We start from the raw sequence: 14,105 nt of genomic DNA on the forward strand, positions 1-14,105 counted from the left end.
GAAGCTATCAAGTTCGTGGCAAAGTCACCCCTGTTTGTCCTTGGTATTTACCACCTCTATCACGGTAGGATACAGCGCAGACCTCATCAGACTCTAGAAATAACATTTGCGCCACCCCTTCATTGGCATAAATTTTAGCAGGAAGCGGGGTGGTATTTGAAAACTCTAAAGTCACATGACCTTCCCACTCAGGTTCTAAGGGCGTGACATTCACGATAATTCCACACCGTGCATAGGTAGATTTGCCTAAGCAAATAGTCAAGACCGTCCGAGGAATACGGAAATATTCCACTGTGCGCGCCAGAGCAAAGGAGTTCGGTGGGATAATACATACGTCTGATTTCACGTCCACAAAACTATTTTCATCAAACGCCTTAGGATCCACGATTGCTGAGTTAATATTCGTAAATATCTTGAATTCATTGGCACAACGCACATCGTAACCATAGCTTGATACGCCATAGGAAATAATCCGTCCGCCCTCGTTTTCACGCACTTGTCCGCTCTGAAATGGAGAAATCATTCCATGTTCCAGCGCCATTTTTTCTATCCATCGATCCGATTTAATTGCCATGAACGGCCCCACATAAATTACTTGACAAAAAATAACCTTCTACCACAAAGTGTCCACCAGATCCAATATTTACTCGCCGAGGCGGTACACTATAATTAATGGGTTAAGATTTTATGGATGGAGAACTTCTATGCCCTTCGCAACAACTACGCGCATTGAACCTAAAGAAAACTCTCTAATTGTCTGTGCAGGTACGGTCACTTGTTCTAGCGTGTCCGCTATGGGCTCAGGTTTTATGGTGTTTAAACGATTTTTCAATAAAAATATTCATCAAAACAATATATCCGGTGGCTGGCAGGAGGCTTTGCAACATATTTTAGATAGCTACCACGGGGGGCAGGAAGAAATGCCAGCTTATGTGCGTATTGCTCAGCAAGATAGTTATCTCGGTGGTGTAGCCACAGTTCCGTTCATAGCCGGTGGTACCGGTTTAACCTTTGAGAAAATATCTACCCCAGCAGAAAAAGAAAAGCGGTTTAAAGAGCAATATAAAAGAGCAGTTGAAGAGGCTGTTATCGATGCAAAAAAATTACGTCGGCCTCTTTTTTTACAACCTCTAGGCATTGGTGTTTACGGCTGGGACGCAAAAGAAGCGGCAGAAATCGTTGTTGAGGCAGTTTGTGAGGCAGACCCAAATGACGAAGTTGAACTCACCATTCCTATTTTTAACCCAAGTCCAGGTTCTGCCAATGAATTATTTAAAGAAACATTTACTGCAGAAATGGCAAAAAGAAAGCGCCAACCCTATCTCTAGAAACGTCTCATTTCACAAAATTCAGCTCATTTCTTTGCTACTTTTCGTAATAACTCACCTAGCTCGATAGGCATCGGAAAGACAATCGTCGATGTATTGCTGTTTGCCAAAGCCGTCAGCGTTTGTAGATAACGTAATTGCATCGCCTGAGGCTCGCGCGCGAGTACTTTTGCTGCCTGAGACAATTTTTCTGAGGCTTGTAACTCACCCTCTGCATGAATTATTTTTGCTCGTCTATCGCGCTCAGCCTCCGCTTGTTTAGCGATAGCACGTATCATACTTTCATCTAAATCAATGTGCTTGATTTCTACGTTAGAAACTTTAATGCCCCAGCCATCGGTTTGTGCATCTAAGATTTTTTGTACATCGGAATTTAACCTCTCACGCTCGGCTAACATTTCATCCAATTCATGTTGACCTAAAACGGAACGCAAAGTTGTCTGGGCAAGTTGACTCGTTGCCTCTAAATAATTGGCTACTTGGATAATGGCTTTCTCAGGATCGACTACACGAAAATAAAGTACTGCATTGACGCGGACTGAAACATTATCTCGCGAAATCACATCCTGACTCGGCACATCCATCACCACCGTTCGCAAGTCCACACGCACCATTTGTTGTACTATAGGAATTAAAATCACTAAACCCGGTCCTTTGACGCGCCAAAAACGACCCAACATAAAGACAACGGCGCGCTCATACTCTCGCAAAACACGAAAGGTGGACATCAGTAAAAATGCAATAATAATCACTAAAAATCCGAAAAAAGCGCTCATCTTTTTTCTCCTAATGTTTAATTACGCTGAGAACTACCTATTTCCTCTACCTCCAGTTGTAAGCCCTGAGCAGCGATTACTTTTATTCGTTTATCAGCTGCAATTGATTTTTTTGTATGCACACTCCAAATCTCGCCTCGAATTACCGCCTGCCCATAGCTATCAATTGCTCCCAAGGCCCGACCTTCTGCACCAATAAGTATCTCCACTCCATGTTTTAGCTTAGATTTCCGAGATCTTATTATCATGCTAATTAATGTAAATAAAATCAGTAGGTTAACAGACGCCATAGCAACAATTGCGGACCAAGCAATGTGATAACCTTGTGTATCACTATCGATTAGTAAGATTGAACCTAAAATAAAAGCAATAGTTCCGCCTAGACCTAAGGCTCCAAAGGCGGGGGCAAAGGCTTCTCCCGTGATAAAGGCTAAGCCGAGTAGGATAAGAGCAAGGCCGGCATAATTAACCGGCAATAATTGCAAGGCATAGAGTGCAATTAAAAATGCAATCGCACCAACGACTCCAGGCAGCATATATCCTGGATTAATTAACTCAAAGAAAATACCATAGACACCTAATAAGAGAAGAAAGTAGGCGACTGTGGGGTCGGTAATAATCTCCAAGAAGCGGGTGCGCCAATCAGGTGGCCTGCTTTCAATTTCTGCTCGGTCTGTTGCTAATTGGATTTTTTGTCCGTCTTGCGTGACTATTTGTCCATTAAGCTGAGTAAGTAAATCATTTTTGTCTTTGGCAATAAAATTAATTACTTTGGTTTGAAGTGCTTCGTCAGCAGTTAAAGTCATAGCATCTTGTACCGCTTTTTCCGCAAACTCTGGATTACGATTGCGTAATTGAGCGAGTGAACGGAGGTAAGCAAGCGAGTCGTTGGTTACTTTTTTTTCCAAAGTCGTTTTCGCTGCAGCGGGTTTGCTTTCACTACCCATCGCAGCCGTTAAATCAATAGGGCTAGCGGCTCCTAAATGCGTGCTTGGTGCCATAGCCGCTACCGTGCTGGCATAGACCAAATAAGTCCCTGCACTGGCCGCTCGTGCACCACTAGGCGCGACATAGGTCACTACAGGGACTTTTGAATTTAAGATGCTTTGTATAATCTGCCTTGTTGATTTATCTAAACCACCCGGGGTGTCGATAACAATGAGGATTAGAGTTGCTTTTTGGGCATTATCTATCCCACGCGACAAGTAATCGGCAGTGGCGGGGCCTATCGGCCCGTTTACCGTCAATTCAACAATCTTATTAGCCCAGCTGACAGGCGCAAAAAGGATCATAAAGCCCATGACGATCCCTATGCGAGCTAGGTAATTCCATCTAATCATCTAACAACCTACTTAGATTACCTCTTGTGGATAAGCATAGCAGTTTTTGCTAAAGGATCACTTTGTCGTTTAGAAGAACACGCCAATTTGAGCAATCAGTGCATCTGCTTTACGGCCTGTGCCAAATGTAGGTAAATTAAATAAACCTGGAGGCGCTATACCATTAGCAAACTGATAGATATTGTAATCCACATCATGGCGATACTCTAAACTCTCAATAGTATCTTTCCATATCGAAATATTGAAAACTCCACTAAAGCGGTGTTTTGGTAAATGTAAAGCTAGAGTATCTTTCGACCATTGATAGCCCAGAGCAAAAGATGAGGGTTTATTAAAGGCCATAAAGGTTAACGCCCCTTCAATTTGCGCTGCTTGGGGTTTTGCTCCTCGCCAATTATAGCTTAGGTCTTCGAATCTAAAGCGACGTGATACGCCTACCCATTCCGCAGTCAAGCTGTACCGATCAAAGCTAATATTTCCATGGACGTTGACAGCAGGCACCTTACGAATTAATTCGCTTCCATTAGTATCCGACGCAAACCCACCAAAGGTTGTAAAAGGTTGCGAACCGTTATCTTGCATTCCGGTAGAATCGGATATAGAGCTAATGAAGCCTCCGCCTATATCACCTGAAATATTGCCTGCTCGAATGGTATATCCTAAATTTACCCCGCCTATTCCAGAATGGCCTAAATTGGTATCCGATTTAAAGCCATAAATGGCTGCATAAGGACCCCAATCCTGTTGTGATTTATATCCTAAAATGAATGGTCTTGCCTTTGTTCTTGCTAAGCGTTGTGGCAGAGTGGAACTAATCATTGAACTGGAGTAACGACCATAGGGTACATACATTTGACCTGCAGTAAAATAAATTGGTGAACGATCTAAATTACCAATATTAACAAAACCCATGTTGAGGCTGAATGCCGAGTTTGAAACGCGCTGCCCTACTGGAGGTGGCGTTTCATCATAGGCCATTGAAATAAATGCTTCGACTTTATCGTTTAAAGCTGCTGCAACATCAAGCTCACTCGATCCAAGGTTAATATCACCTGCGTATCGACCTACATAAGGTTGATTAATCATTGCTACGGGTTCCGCTTTGCCACTGATTGCAATAATTGGCATATTTGGCTTCGGATAGCCAATGCTTTCATAAGCACGATATAATCGACGACGCTGTTCCATCAAACGAATATCACGGTTAATACTTGAAATATTGACAATATAGTCTGAACCATCAAAAGCGGGTCTAGCACCTAGATAGGGCGAGCTCACCACTGGCGTTCCAGCAATGTAGCTAATTACTCTTCCATCCGCAATCAAAGCAGTGGGGTAAAATCCTCTTGCCCTATGATCTTTATCCGCTGTATGTACGGATAGTACACTAGTGTGGAAAGTTTTTGCTTTTTCTGTTTCCACAACTCTATTGATGCCTGGCTGATTATTTGTTTTGGCCCGCTTATTAGCAGCTATGACTGCAGGCGCTTTTTTTACTGTAGGTTTTGCGATAACAGGTTTTACCGCTGGTCTGGCTGTGGGTTTGATTACAGACTGTGCAACTAATTGTTTTTGCAAACGATCCAACTGTGTTTGTAATTGTTTTGTTTGCTCTTGTAATCGTATAATTTCTTGCTGTAGCTCATCATTGTTGGCGGCAAAAACTGAGCTGGATAGAGCAGAAATTGCTAATATTAAAGCTTTATATTTCATACTAGCTACTCCTAATTATTCTTTTTTCTTCCTAGTTAAAACGAAAGATCCATCTCATTTTCTTGCTTCCAATTGAGCTTTAGTTTTGAACTTTGCTCAAAGAAAAAAAGCCCACATAGAGTAGCCAGGCTTATCCCTTTTCTCAATCTCAAAGTGAGAATTTATATCAAATGTGGACAAATAATGGATACATATTGAAACCGCAAGCAGTATATCTTGTACTCTACTCAGTGCCTAGTGTTTGGACACACTTTTTTATACCCAGCAAGTGATAAAAAAAAAGCCCATTATAATGGGCTTTAATAATCAGTTTAGCTAAACAATTAAACAACATCTCCAACCCAAGCTGCGCCAAAATAGGGGCCCCAAAGTCCGAAATCAGTTGAAAAAATGAAATTAGTTTGTCCGAAAGGTCTTCTTGCTTCTAGTGCATTAAAGTAATTGATTCCTTGGACCCCACCTTCTAGGTTGAGTGTTCCTTGAATCCATTCATGCGTATATTTAAGTCCTACTTTTGCTTCAATACTAGGTACTACAATTCTTAGGCTGTCTTTATCGACTGCGTTAACTACGCCTGCAGGTCCAGCAATGTATGCTGTAACATACCGATTTACACCATAGATAAGAGAAGTAGCAGCATTACCTGTTACACTAAAACCATTTATCAAATTGTAGGAATAATCCATTCCTATAACTGGGCCCACACCCTCGAAATCGGCGTTACGGATTTGTTGTAAATTTGAAACCGATTGAAGTCTAAGCGCTGGAGGTACGGCCAAAAATTGTCTAGTTTGATCCAGGCGAATTTTAGCAAACTGGAAACCACCATAAAAACGCATTTTCTTCCATGCACTCATGTCAACCTGTTGGCCAACTAGAAGGTTAACTTGATCGAATTTATTTTGTAGACGCAATCTATACGGCTCGAATGCAAAAGCAAATGGAATTGACCCAGAATAGCCACCACGATCAGAATCTTTATCATAGTGTATATAGGTCATAGTGATATCATTTCCTGTGTTGAAATGATAAGACCCTTGTAAGCGATATCCCCAACCCCATCGTGGTCTAACACTATTAAAACCATAATCTGGATTGAATTCATAAGCTAGACCACTTGTATACGCTGGCTGCCAGTAAAGCGCTTCTGCCCCAATGTCCCATTTCTTGGCTTCACAAGGAACTGTGACGTTACCAGGGGTGCAAACAGGACCCATGGTACCAGCTAATGCTGCACTGCCAGCTAAAGCAAGAACAGCTGCTGCTGTTGTTCTTTTCAACATGATCACTCCGTTAATCTAAAAAAAAGCCCATCAACAAGTGATGGGCTTTAATACAGCATAAGCTGACTAATTATACAACGTTACCAACCCACTTTAGACCAGCATAAGGACCGTTGAAAGCAACGTCGCTTGAACGATCTTCGAAGCCTAAGTGACGACGGATTCCAAAGCCATCAACAAATGTGCCATGGTTTAACACAGTGTGTCTAGCATTGAAGTAGTTAACCCACATGTAACCAACGTCCAGAGTTAAATCACCTGATGCCATAGCATAACTGTATTTAGCACCCAATTTACCTTCTAACTCAGGAACCATAATAGTTCTGTTATGACGGTTGCCAGTGTTGAAGTTATTCAAGCCTAGGCCAGCTGGAGCTAATGCTGGTAGTGCTGGGAAACCAACAGCTACTGGGAGAACTGACACAGGGAATGCTGGATCAAATTGGAATGAAGGTCTGCTAGAGCCAATCAACAGAGATGTTGCACCGTTAGCATAGACGCTGAAACCATTTCCAACAACATAGTTCATGTCAAGACCGAAACGAGGACCGAAACCGTTGAATCTTGCTTCACGTCGGTTCTCATTACCATTCAACAAGCCACCATTGAAACCACCGAAGCCACCATTGAAACCACCTAGGCCGAATCCACCAAAGCCATTGTTGTTGCGGTTACGACGTTGGTCAGCGATACGAGCGTACTGAACACCACCATGGAAACGCATGAACTTCCACTCGCTGAAGTCAACATGTTGTCCTAATTCAACGTTAACAGCATCCCAACGAGGACCTCTGTTATTGTTGTCATTATCAAAACCGAAGAGACCATTGTTATGATGACGGCGGTTATTGCTGTTAGTTGTATGGTACCAGTTAACGTTAATGTCGTTACCAGTGTGGAAATGGTAAGAACCTTCTAATTTGAAGCCCCAGTTCCAGTCGTTACGATAGCTATTGTTGAATCTAGTTTCATGCAAGTAAAGGTTGTTCCCACCCCACCAATTAGAACTTCCATTAGTGTATGTGGTATCCAAATAAAGGGCTTGTACACCGAAGTCCCAGGCAGTTCTTTCACAAGGAACTGTGACATTACCAGGGGTGCAAACAGGACCCATGGTACCAGCAAATGCTGCTGCACTGCTAGTCAAAGCGAGAACAGCTACTGCTGTCTTCTTTAAATTATTTAACATGCTTCATCTCCACTTTTTTATTATTAATTTCCCGTTTAGCCGTCAAACCACATCATGGGATTGACCACAGTACGCAATCATCGCTCTATCCGAGAACGTACATAGGCAAATTATCAAGTGCTACTTTCTCAAAGTCAACACTATTTCCACAAATTTTCTTTATTAATTCCTTAAATTATCTAGCTCAGTGATCGACAATGTTTCTTTTGTGTTCACAGTAATTAATTCGCCGTCATATGCTTAATCCAGCGACAAACTGACCATCTCGGGCGAATCAATTTCCAAGCTATGTAACTATTTTGAATCAATAAGTTGACTAAACTTGCTTTACTTTATCAGAAAAGAAGTAGTGGAGACAATATCTTATTAAGGGGGATCAGAGCTGACAGGTTATTTAATAATTTTAACCACTACGCGACGATTCACTCTCTTACCTACATCAGTGTCATTGGGAGCGGATGGATTTTTAACGCCATACCAAGTTATAGCTAAGTCACTTTCTTTTATACCAAGGCTCAATAAGTACTCTCTTACCCTTTTTGCACGTGCTTCAGATACTGCATTATTATAGGATTTTCGACCCGTATTGTCGGTATAGCCAGCAATCTTCACCTTTTTCACTAATTGATCTGCTAGGCAATATTGCGCAACTTTTTTCAATTGCTCTTTCGAATCATCACTCAATTCAAAACTATCTGTATCAAAAAGCAACACTGATATTTTTATATCGGTATAATCAAAGGGTAATAAATTACCTAAACAACGTTGATAACGTGAATAAACTTTTTGGAAGCGAATTGGAGAAAGTGAAACCGATATGGGAAAACCTTGTTCAGATAAATATTGAAAGCTGGTTTGGTATCCTTCCGCGAGATAATTTAATAGCTTAATCGTCTCACTCCTCGGTAAATAAACTGCATATTCTCCTGGATTAACTGAAGTTTTGGTCACTAAGAAAACTTGTCCACTTGGTTTCCAAACCGGAGGTTTTGCAAATACCACAGCGGGTCGTTGCCTATCAACTTGTTGCCAATTACTGAGAACAAAATGGGCCGGTTTTGCGGCATACTGTTCAAAATAGGCAATGCCATAATTTGGAACAGTTAAAGCCAATCCGCAACGTAAACGGTTACCCGTCATTCGCCAATTCTCTTCACCCATAGGACTTGCATAATAAAGAGTCAATGGTGCAGCAAAGCTATCTACTGCTGCTACACTTAATAAGACTGCAATATTTACTAACCTAAGGATATTCCTTAGCTTACAGTGGCTATCTATAAATTTTTGTAGATTTAGGCTACTCATTTTTTGCTCGTCCAGCTTCTAACCGTGTTATCCTTCTCGAGTATCGGCAAATTTATCGGAATCTTTAGTATGAAAACGCTCACCATTACTCGTCCAGATGATTGGCACGTCCATTTTCGCGATGGATTAGTTTTACATCATACTGTTCCGGCAACCGCCCGTCATTTTGCACGTGCATTGATCATGCCTAATCTAAAACCTGCATTGATCACCGTGGATGCGGTCATTGCTTATCGCGAGCGAATTCTTGCCGCTTTACCAAACGAATATGATTTTGCAGCTTATATGACACTCTACCTTAATGAGAAGGTAAGGCCAGAAGATTTGGAAGAGGCAAAAAATTTTCCTTATATCTTAGGAGCAAAATTATATCCCGCTGGAGCAACGACTAATTCGGATGAGGGTGCCCGCTCTTTGCGCGAACTTTATCCTTTATTTGAAATCATGCAGCAACAAAATCTGGTATTACAGATCCATGGTGAAGAAACAAAAGGAGATATTTTTCACCGGGAAGCAGCGTTTATTGAGAATTATTTAATTCCTTTGACCCAAAACTTTCCTAAACTACGCATCGTTCTTGAGCATATTTCGACAGAAGTTGCCGTCGATTTTATTTTTCAAGCACCGCAAAATTTAGCAGCGACCATAACGCCTCATCATTTATTGTATAATCGAAATCACCTTTTAGCAGGTGGGGTTAGACCTCATTATTATTGCCTGCCAATATTAAAGAAAGAGGGTGACCAACGGGCGCTGCAAAAAGCGGCTATGAGTGGCAATCCTAAATTTTTTGCAGGTAGCGACAGCGCTCCGCATGCGAAGGCCAATAAAGAAACTGCCTGTGGCTGTGCAGGCATCTACTCTGCTCCTTATGCAGTAGCGATGTACGCACAAGCCTTTGATCAACGCGATCAATTAAACAAACTTAATTCCTTTCTCGGTCGTTTTGGGGCTGAATTTTATCAGCTTCCACTCAATCAAACCGAACTTAGTTTAGTAAAAACACCTCAATCCATTCCTGAAACACTACCTTTGGGGCAGGATCATGTCGTGCCCGTGGCTGCAGGCGAAAGCTTGGAATGGAGTGTTTATGAAGCGGTTTGATAGCATTTTATGTAATGAGCTCAAAGATAGATTCAGAGGTTTTCTTCCTGTGGTAGTTGATTTAGAAACCGCCGGAATTGATCCACAAAAAAACGGCCTTCTCGAAATGTGTGTCGTTTTAGTTGAACTTAATAAGAAGGGTTATTTTACTCGTAGTTCAACTTATTTTGAGCATGTTTTACCTTTTGAAGGGTCTGAGCTGGATCAAAAATCACTTGAGTTTACTCAAATTGATCCTTTCCAACCTCTTCGTTTTGCGATACATGAAAAACAGGCATTACTAAATTTATTTGGGCCTATTAATCAAGCCTTGAAAAAATTCAAATGCCAACGAGCAGTCTTAGTTGGGCATAACGCATGGTTTGATTTATTGTTTATAAAAGAAGCAGTTAAGCGCACAGGTATTGTCTCACCATTTCACTCATTTACTTGCTTTGACACTGCAACCCTGGGCGGCTTTATTTATGGGCAAACTGTTTTAGCGAAGGCGGCGAAAGCCGCTGGCATTGATTTTGATACGAAGGAAGCTCATTCAGCCATCTATGACGCAGAAAAAACTGCAGATTTATTTTGCGCCATGCTTAATACATGGCGCGATACACAGGTTGGCTAATGCCTTCAAAATGGACAAATTATAAGTTATCAGAATGCTCAGAAAGATATTCTGCGACACCTTTAGGAGAAGCTTTCATACCTGCTTGTCCTTTTTGCCAGCCAGCGGGGCATACTTCACCGTTCTCTTCAAAAAATTGTACAGCATCGATAATACGTAATAATTCATCAATATTTCGACCGATAGGTAGATCATTGACGATTTGTGAACGCACCATACCATTCTTATCAATAATGAAAGCACCCCGGAAAGCCACACCCGCTACTGGATGTTCTACTCCATAAGATTGACAAATTGTGTGGGTTACATCGGCTGCCATTGTAAAGCTCACTGGTCCAATACCACCTTCTTTTACTGGGGTATTACGATAGGCATTATGAGTAAATTGTGAGTCAATAGAAACTGCAACTACAGCAACACCACGTTCTTTGAACTCATTCATGCGATGATCTAAAGCGATGATTTCAGAAGGACAAACAAAGGTAAAATCTAGAGGATAGAAAAACACTAAACCATACTTACCTTTTAATTCTTCATGTAAATTGAATTTTTCTGTGATTTGACCATTACCTAATACAGCTGGAACTGTAAAATCTGGGGCCTTTCGTCCAACCAATACACTCATCTCTATTCTCCTTGATTAAGCAAATTATTTGCTAATTTAAAAAACTACGCTACTGCTTCACGCAATAATCGTTCTAATTCGCCTTGCTGATAAAGCTCAACGATAATATCGGAACCACCGATTAATTCACCCTTGACATAAAGCTGGGGGAAAGTAGGCCAATCGGCATACTGTGGTAACGTTTGGCGGATATCAGGATTAGCTAGAATATCCACATAAGCAAAGGTTACACCACAAGCATCGAGACATTGTACCGCACGGGCTGAAAAACCGCATTGAGGCATTTTGGGAGTGCCCTTCATATATAAGAGTATTGTATTTTCAGCAATTTGTTGTTTGATTTTATCAATTGTTTCCACCAGGTCACCTTTTTTAAGAATTAAAAAGCAAGATCAATTATGTCGAAAATAAGACCAATTAGCAACTTGAAACCCACGCGCTAAGTAGTTTTGAAGCTTTAAGGTACACTAGTTTTAAATTGGCTATAAGCAGAATGAAAAACAAACTGTGTATATTTCCTTCGATATTCTTCATTATAGATCTTTGCGGGTGTTTTTTCAGCGTACAGTTGGGAGCCGGCCCTGGTACTTCTTATGATTCCTGATAAACTTAGCACTTAACTAAAAACTAGGAGTTTTTTATGGCATTTACTTTACCCGCTCTACCTTATGCGAAAAATGCATTAGCCCCCTACATTTCTGAAGAAACTTTAGAATATCATTATGGTAAACACCACAATGCTTATGTGACTAACCTCAATAAACTTGTTGATGGTACTGAATATGAAAATCTAAGTTTAGAAGAAATTATAAAAAAAACGGGCTCTGGCGGGATTTTTAACAATGCAGCACAAACCTGGAACCATACCTTTTATTGGCATTGTCTAAGTCCTAAGGGCGGCGATGAACCAACTGGAAAATTAGCGGATGCTATTGCTAAAACTTTCGGTTCTTTTAACGAATTTAAAGAACAATTCACTCAAACTGCGATTGCAACCTTCGGCTCTGGCTGGGCTTGGTTGGTGCAAGATAATGCAGGTGCACTCAAAATTACCAGTACTTCTAATGCAGGTACGCCAATGACTGAAGGCCAACAGGCATTAATGACTTGCGATGTATGGGAACATGCCTACTATATTGATTATCGCAATGCTCGTCCTGAGTATCTCAAAGCGTTCTGGTCTTTGGTAAATTGGGACTTTGCTGAATCTAATTTACGTTAATTAGGAAGGTATCGCACATATTTCAATAAATTTGTGCGATATTGCCAATTAGTCAACCTGTTAGTTGACAGTTTTGCAGGATTTGATGAGTGATAAGGAGTTTTTTATGGCATTAATTACCAGCTACAATCCCTTACCGGTATTCTTTACTCATGGAGAAGGAGTTTGGTTATATGACGAACAAGGTAAAGCTTATCTAGACGGATTAAGCGGTATTGCCGTTTGTGGCTTAGGTCATGCCCACCCGGATATCACTCGTACGATTCAAAACCAAGCCTCTAAACTCTTACATACTTCAAATAGTTACCACATCAAAGAACAAGAACAACTTGCCGAAAAATTAACCACCCTTTCTAATACACAGCAGGCATTTTTTGCAAATTCAGGCGCTGAAGCGAATGAAGCGGCTATTAAACTGACTCGTCTTTATGGCCACAAGAAAGGAATTGAAACACCTTCTATTATTGTTATGGAGCGTGCCTTCCACGGGCGTACCATGGCGACCTTAACCGCATCAGGAAGTCGTAAAGTACAAGCGGGTTTTGAACCACTAGTTCCTGGTTTTATTCGCGCACCCTTTAATGATATTGATGCGATTCGTACTATTGCAGCTAATCGAGATGATGTCGTCGCCGTGATGGTTGAACCCATTCAAGGTGAAGGCGGTATTTTTGCTGCAGAAGATTCTTATCTCCGCGCCTTAGCCCAACTTTGTAAAGAGCATGAATGGCTATTAATTATCGATGAAGTTCAAACTGGTAATGCACGTACAGGTAAATATTTTGCTTACATGCATGCTGGTATTCAACCCGATATCATCACTACAGCAAAAGGCTTAGGTAATGGCATACCAATCAGCGTCTGTTTGATGGCCAATCAGGCTTGTAATTTATTTAAACCAGGCAATCACGGCTCTACCTTTGGTGGAAATCCTCTGGCTTGTGCCACTGCTCTTACTGTTTTAGAAGTTATTGAACGAGACAATCTTTGTGAGCAAGTTGCACAAAAATCTGCTCTTTTAAAAGATAAACTAATGCAAGAACTGGGTGAACATCCCAGTGTGCGTGGTATTCGAGGAAAAGGGTTTATGTTAGGAATTGAATTAGATAGACCTGCTAATGATGCCCGAGCGCTAGGTCTTGCTAACGGCCTACTGTTTAATGTCACGGCCGATACCGTCATTCGACTTTTACCGCCTTTGATTATAAGCGAAGATGAAATTGATGAATTAATTTCAAGACTCAGCAAAACAATTAACCAATTTGTTGAACATAAATAAGCTATTGGATAGAACATGAGAATAAAACTGCTCAATAATCTCCCCGAATAGAATTTTCTTATCCTAAGTAGAGAGGATTCTTATGAATAAATCAAAATATACACACAGCCAAATACAGCGATTCTAAAACAAGCTGAAAGTGGAAACCCCTGCTTGGGACTGTCGAAAACAGTTCATCAGTGCGTCGTTATTCTACAAATGGCGGTTAAAATTTGGCGGAATGGATACCTCAATGATCTGCACTTTAGAGAGTTAGAAGTAGAAAACAGCCGTCATAAAAAGATGTATTGAATTTGTCGATTTATACATTATCATCCCTTTTTTTTAC

General features: G+C 41.0%; 14 protein-coding genes and 1 pseudogene. 6 read left to right on the forward strand and 9 right to left on the reverse strand.

The annotated features are described in order from the left end of the window. Positions 1–7: 7 nt before the first annotated feature. Entirely contained in the window at positions 8–574 is a 567-nt protein-coding gene (gene dcd, locus Ldro_RS14040; RefSeq protein WP_058497057.1) for a dCTP deaminase, read from the reverse strand. A gap of 130 nt (positions 575–704) precedes the next feature. Here dcd and Ldro_RS14045 point away from each other — a divergent pair, with 130 nt between their 5' ends. Then, positions 705–1,328 carry a macro domain-containing protein gene (locus tag Ldro_RS14045; RefSeq protein ID WP_058497058.1) on the forward strand — a complete coding sequence of 208 codons (624 nt, stop codon included), beginning with the start codon at positions 705–707 and terminating at the stop codon, positions 1,326–1,328. Between the two features lie 26 nt (positions 1,329–1,354). Here the strand turns inward: Ldro_RS14045 and Ldro_RS14050 are convergent, their stop codons facing one another. The 6 genes from Ldro_RS14050 to Ldro_RS14075 form a co-directional block, all read right to left on the reverse strand. Further along, a complete protein-coding gene (locus tag Ldro_RS14050) occupies positions 1,355–2,104 on the reverse strand; it encodes a slipin family protein (protein ID WP_058497059.1) in 750 nt (249 codons plus the stop codon). Between the two features lie 17 nt (positions 2,105–2,121). Further along, the gene (locus Ldro_RS14055) at positions 2,122–3,444 is read right to left on the reverse strand and encodes an NfeD family protein (RefSeq protein ID WP_058497060.1); all 1,323 of its coding nucleotides are present in this window, start codon (positions 3,442–3,444) and stop codon (positions 2,122–2,124) included. Between the two features lie 69 nt (positions 3,445–3,513). Next, entirely contained in the window at positions 3,514–5,157 is a 1,644-nt protein-coding gene (locus Ldro_RS14060; protein ID WP_058497061.1) for an LbtU family siderophore porin, read from the reverse strand. A 323-nt stretch (positions 5,158–5,480) separates the two neighbouring features. Then, positions 5,481–6,440 (reverse strand): Lpg1974 family pore-forming outer membrane protein, encoded by a 960-nt coding sequence (locus Ldro_RS14065; protein ID WP_058497062.1) that lies wholly within the window; start codon positions 6,438–6,440, stop codon positions 5,481–5,483. A 70-nt stretch (positions 6,441–6,510) separates the two neighbouring features. Then, positions 6,511–7,629: an Lpg1974 family pore-forming outer membrane protein gene (locus tag Ldro_RS14070; RefSeq protein ID WP_058497063.1), complete on the reverse strand. Its 1,119-nt coding sequence runs from the start codon at positions 7,627–7,629 to the stop codon at positions 6,511–6,513. Between the two features lie 390 nt (positions 7,630–8,019). Beyond that, complete coding sequence (locus Ldro_RS14075) at positions 8,020–8,934, reverse strand: flagellar protein MotY (protein ID WP_131764288.1); 915 nt, start codon at positions 8,932–8,934, stop codon at positions 8,020–8,022. A 69-nt stretch (positions 8,935–9,003) separates the two neighbouring features. On the opposite strand from Ldro_RS14075, the gene pyrC reads away from it, so the two are divergent. Both pyrC and rnt read left to right on the forward strand, forming a co-directional pair. Beyond that, positions 9,004–10,038: a dihydroorotase gene (gene pyrC, locus Ldro_RS14080; RefSeq protein ID WP_058497065.1), complete on the forward strand. Its 1,035-nt coding sequence runs from the start codon at positions 9,004–9,006 to the stop codon at positions 10,036–10,038. Then, entirely contained in the window at positions 10,025–10,651 is a 627-nt protein-coding gene (rnt, locus tag Ldro_RS14085; RefSeq protein WP_058497066.1) for a ribonuclease T, read from the forward strand. Before pyrC ends, rnt begins: the two co-directional genes overlap by 14 nt. 19 nt (positions 10,652–10,670) lie before the next feature. Here the strand turns inward: rnt and Ldro_RS14090 are convergent, their stop codons facing one another. Both Ldro_RS14090 and grxD read right to left on the reverse strand, forming a co-directional pair. Beyond that, positions 10,671–11,276: a peroxiredoxin gene (locus tag Ldro_RS14090; protein ID WP_058497067.1), complete on the reverse strand. Its 606-nt coding sequence runs from the start codon at positions 11,274–11,276 to the stop codon at positions 10,671–10,673. A gap of 44 nt (positions 11,277–11,320) precedes the next feature. Continuing rightward, positions 11,321–11,635, reverse strand: a complete 315-nt coding sequence (gene grxD / locus Ldro_RS14095; protein WP_058497068.1) for a Grx4 family monothiol glutaredoxin — start codon at positions 11,633–11,635, stop codon at positions 11,321–11,323. 281 nt (positions 11,636–11,916) lie between these two features. On the opposite strand from grxD, the gene Ldro_RS14100 reads away from it, so the two are divergent. From Ldro_RS14100 to Ldro_RS17030, 3 genes and pseudogenes are all read left to right on the forward strand, one after another. Further along, positions 11,917–12,498 carry a superoxide dismutase gene (locus tag Ldro_RS14100; RefSeq protein WP_058497069.1) on the forward strand — a complete coding sequence of 194 codons (582 nt, stop codon included), beginning with the start codon at positions 11,917–11,919 and terminating at the stop codon, positions 12,496–12,498. Between the two features lie 106 nt (positions 12,499–12,604). Further along, the gene (locus Ldro_RS14105; protein WP_058497070.1) at positions 12,605–13,777 is read left to right on the forward strand and encodes an aspartate aminotransferase family protein; all 1,173 of its coding nucleotides are present in this window, start codon (positions 12,605–12,607) and stop codon (positions 13,775–13,777) included. An 82-nt stretch (positions 13,778–13,859) separates the two neighbouring features. Beyond that, positions 13,860–14,065 (forward strand): annotated as a pseudogene (locus tag Ldro_RS17030) (transposase); the annotation flags it as partial. Between the last annotated feature and the right edge of the window lie 40 nt (positions 14,066–14,105).

Origin of the sequence: Legionella drozanskii LLAP-1 (genome assembly GCF_001467585.1) — a bacterium.
GTDB lineage: Bacteria > Pseudomonadota > Gammaproteobacteria > Legionellales > Legionellaceae > Tatlockia > Tatlockia drozanskii.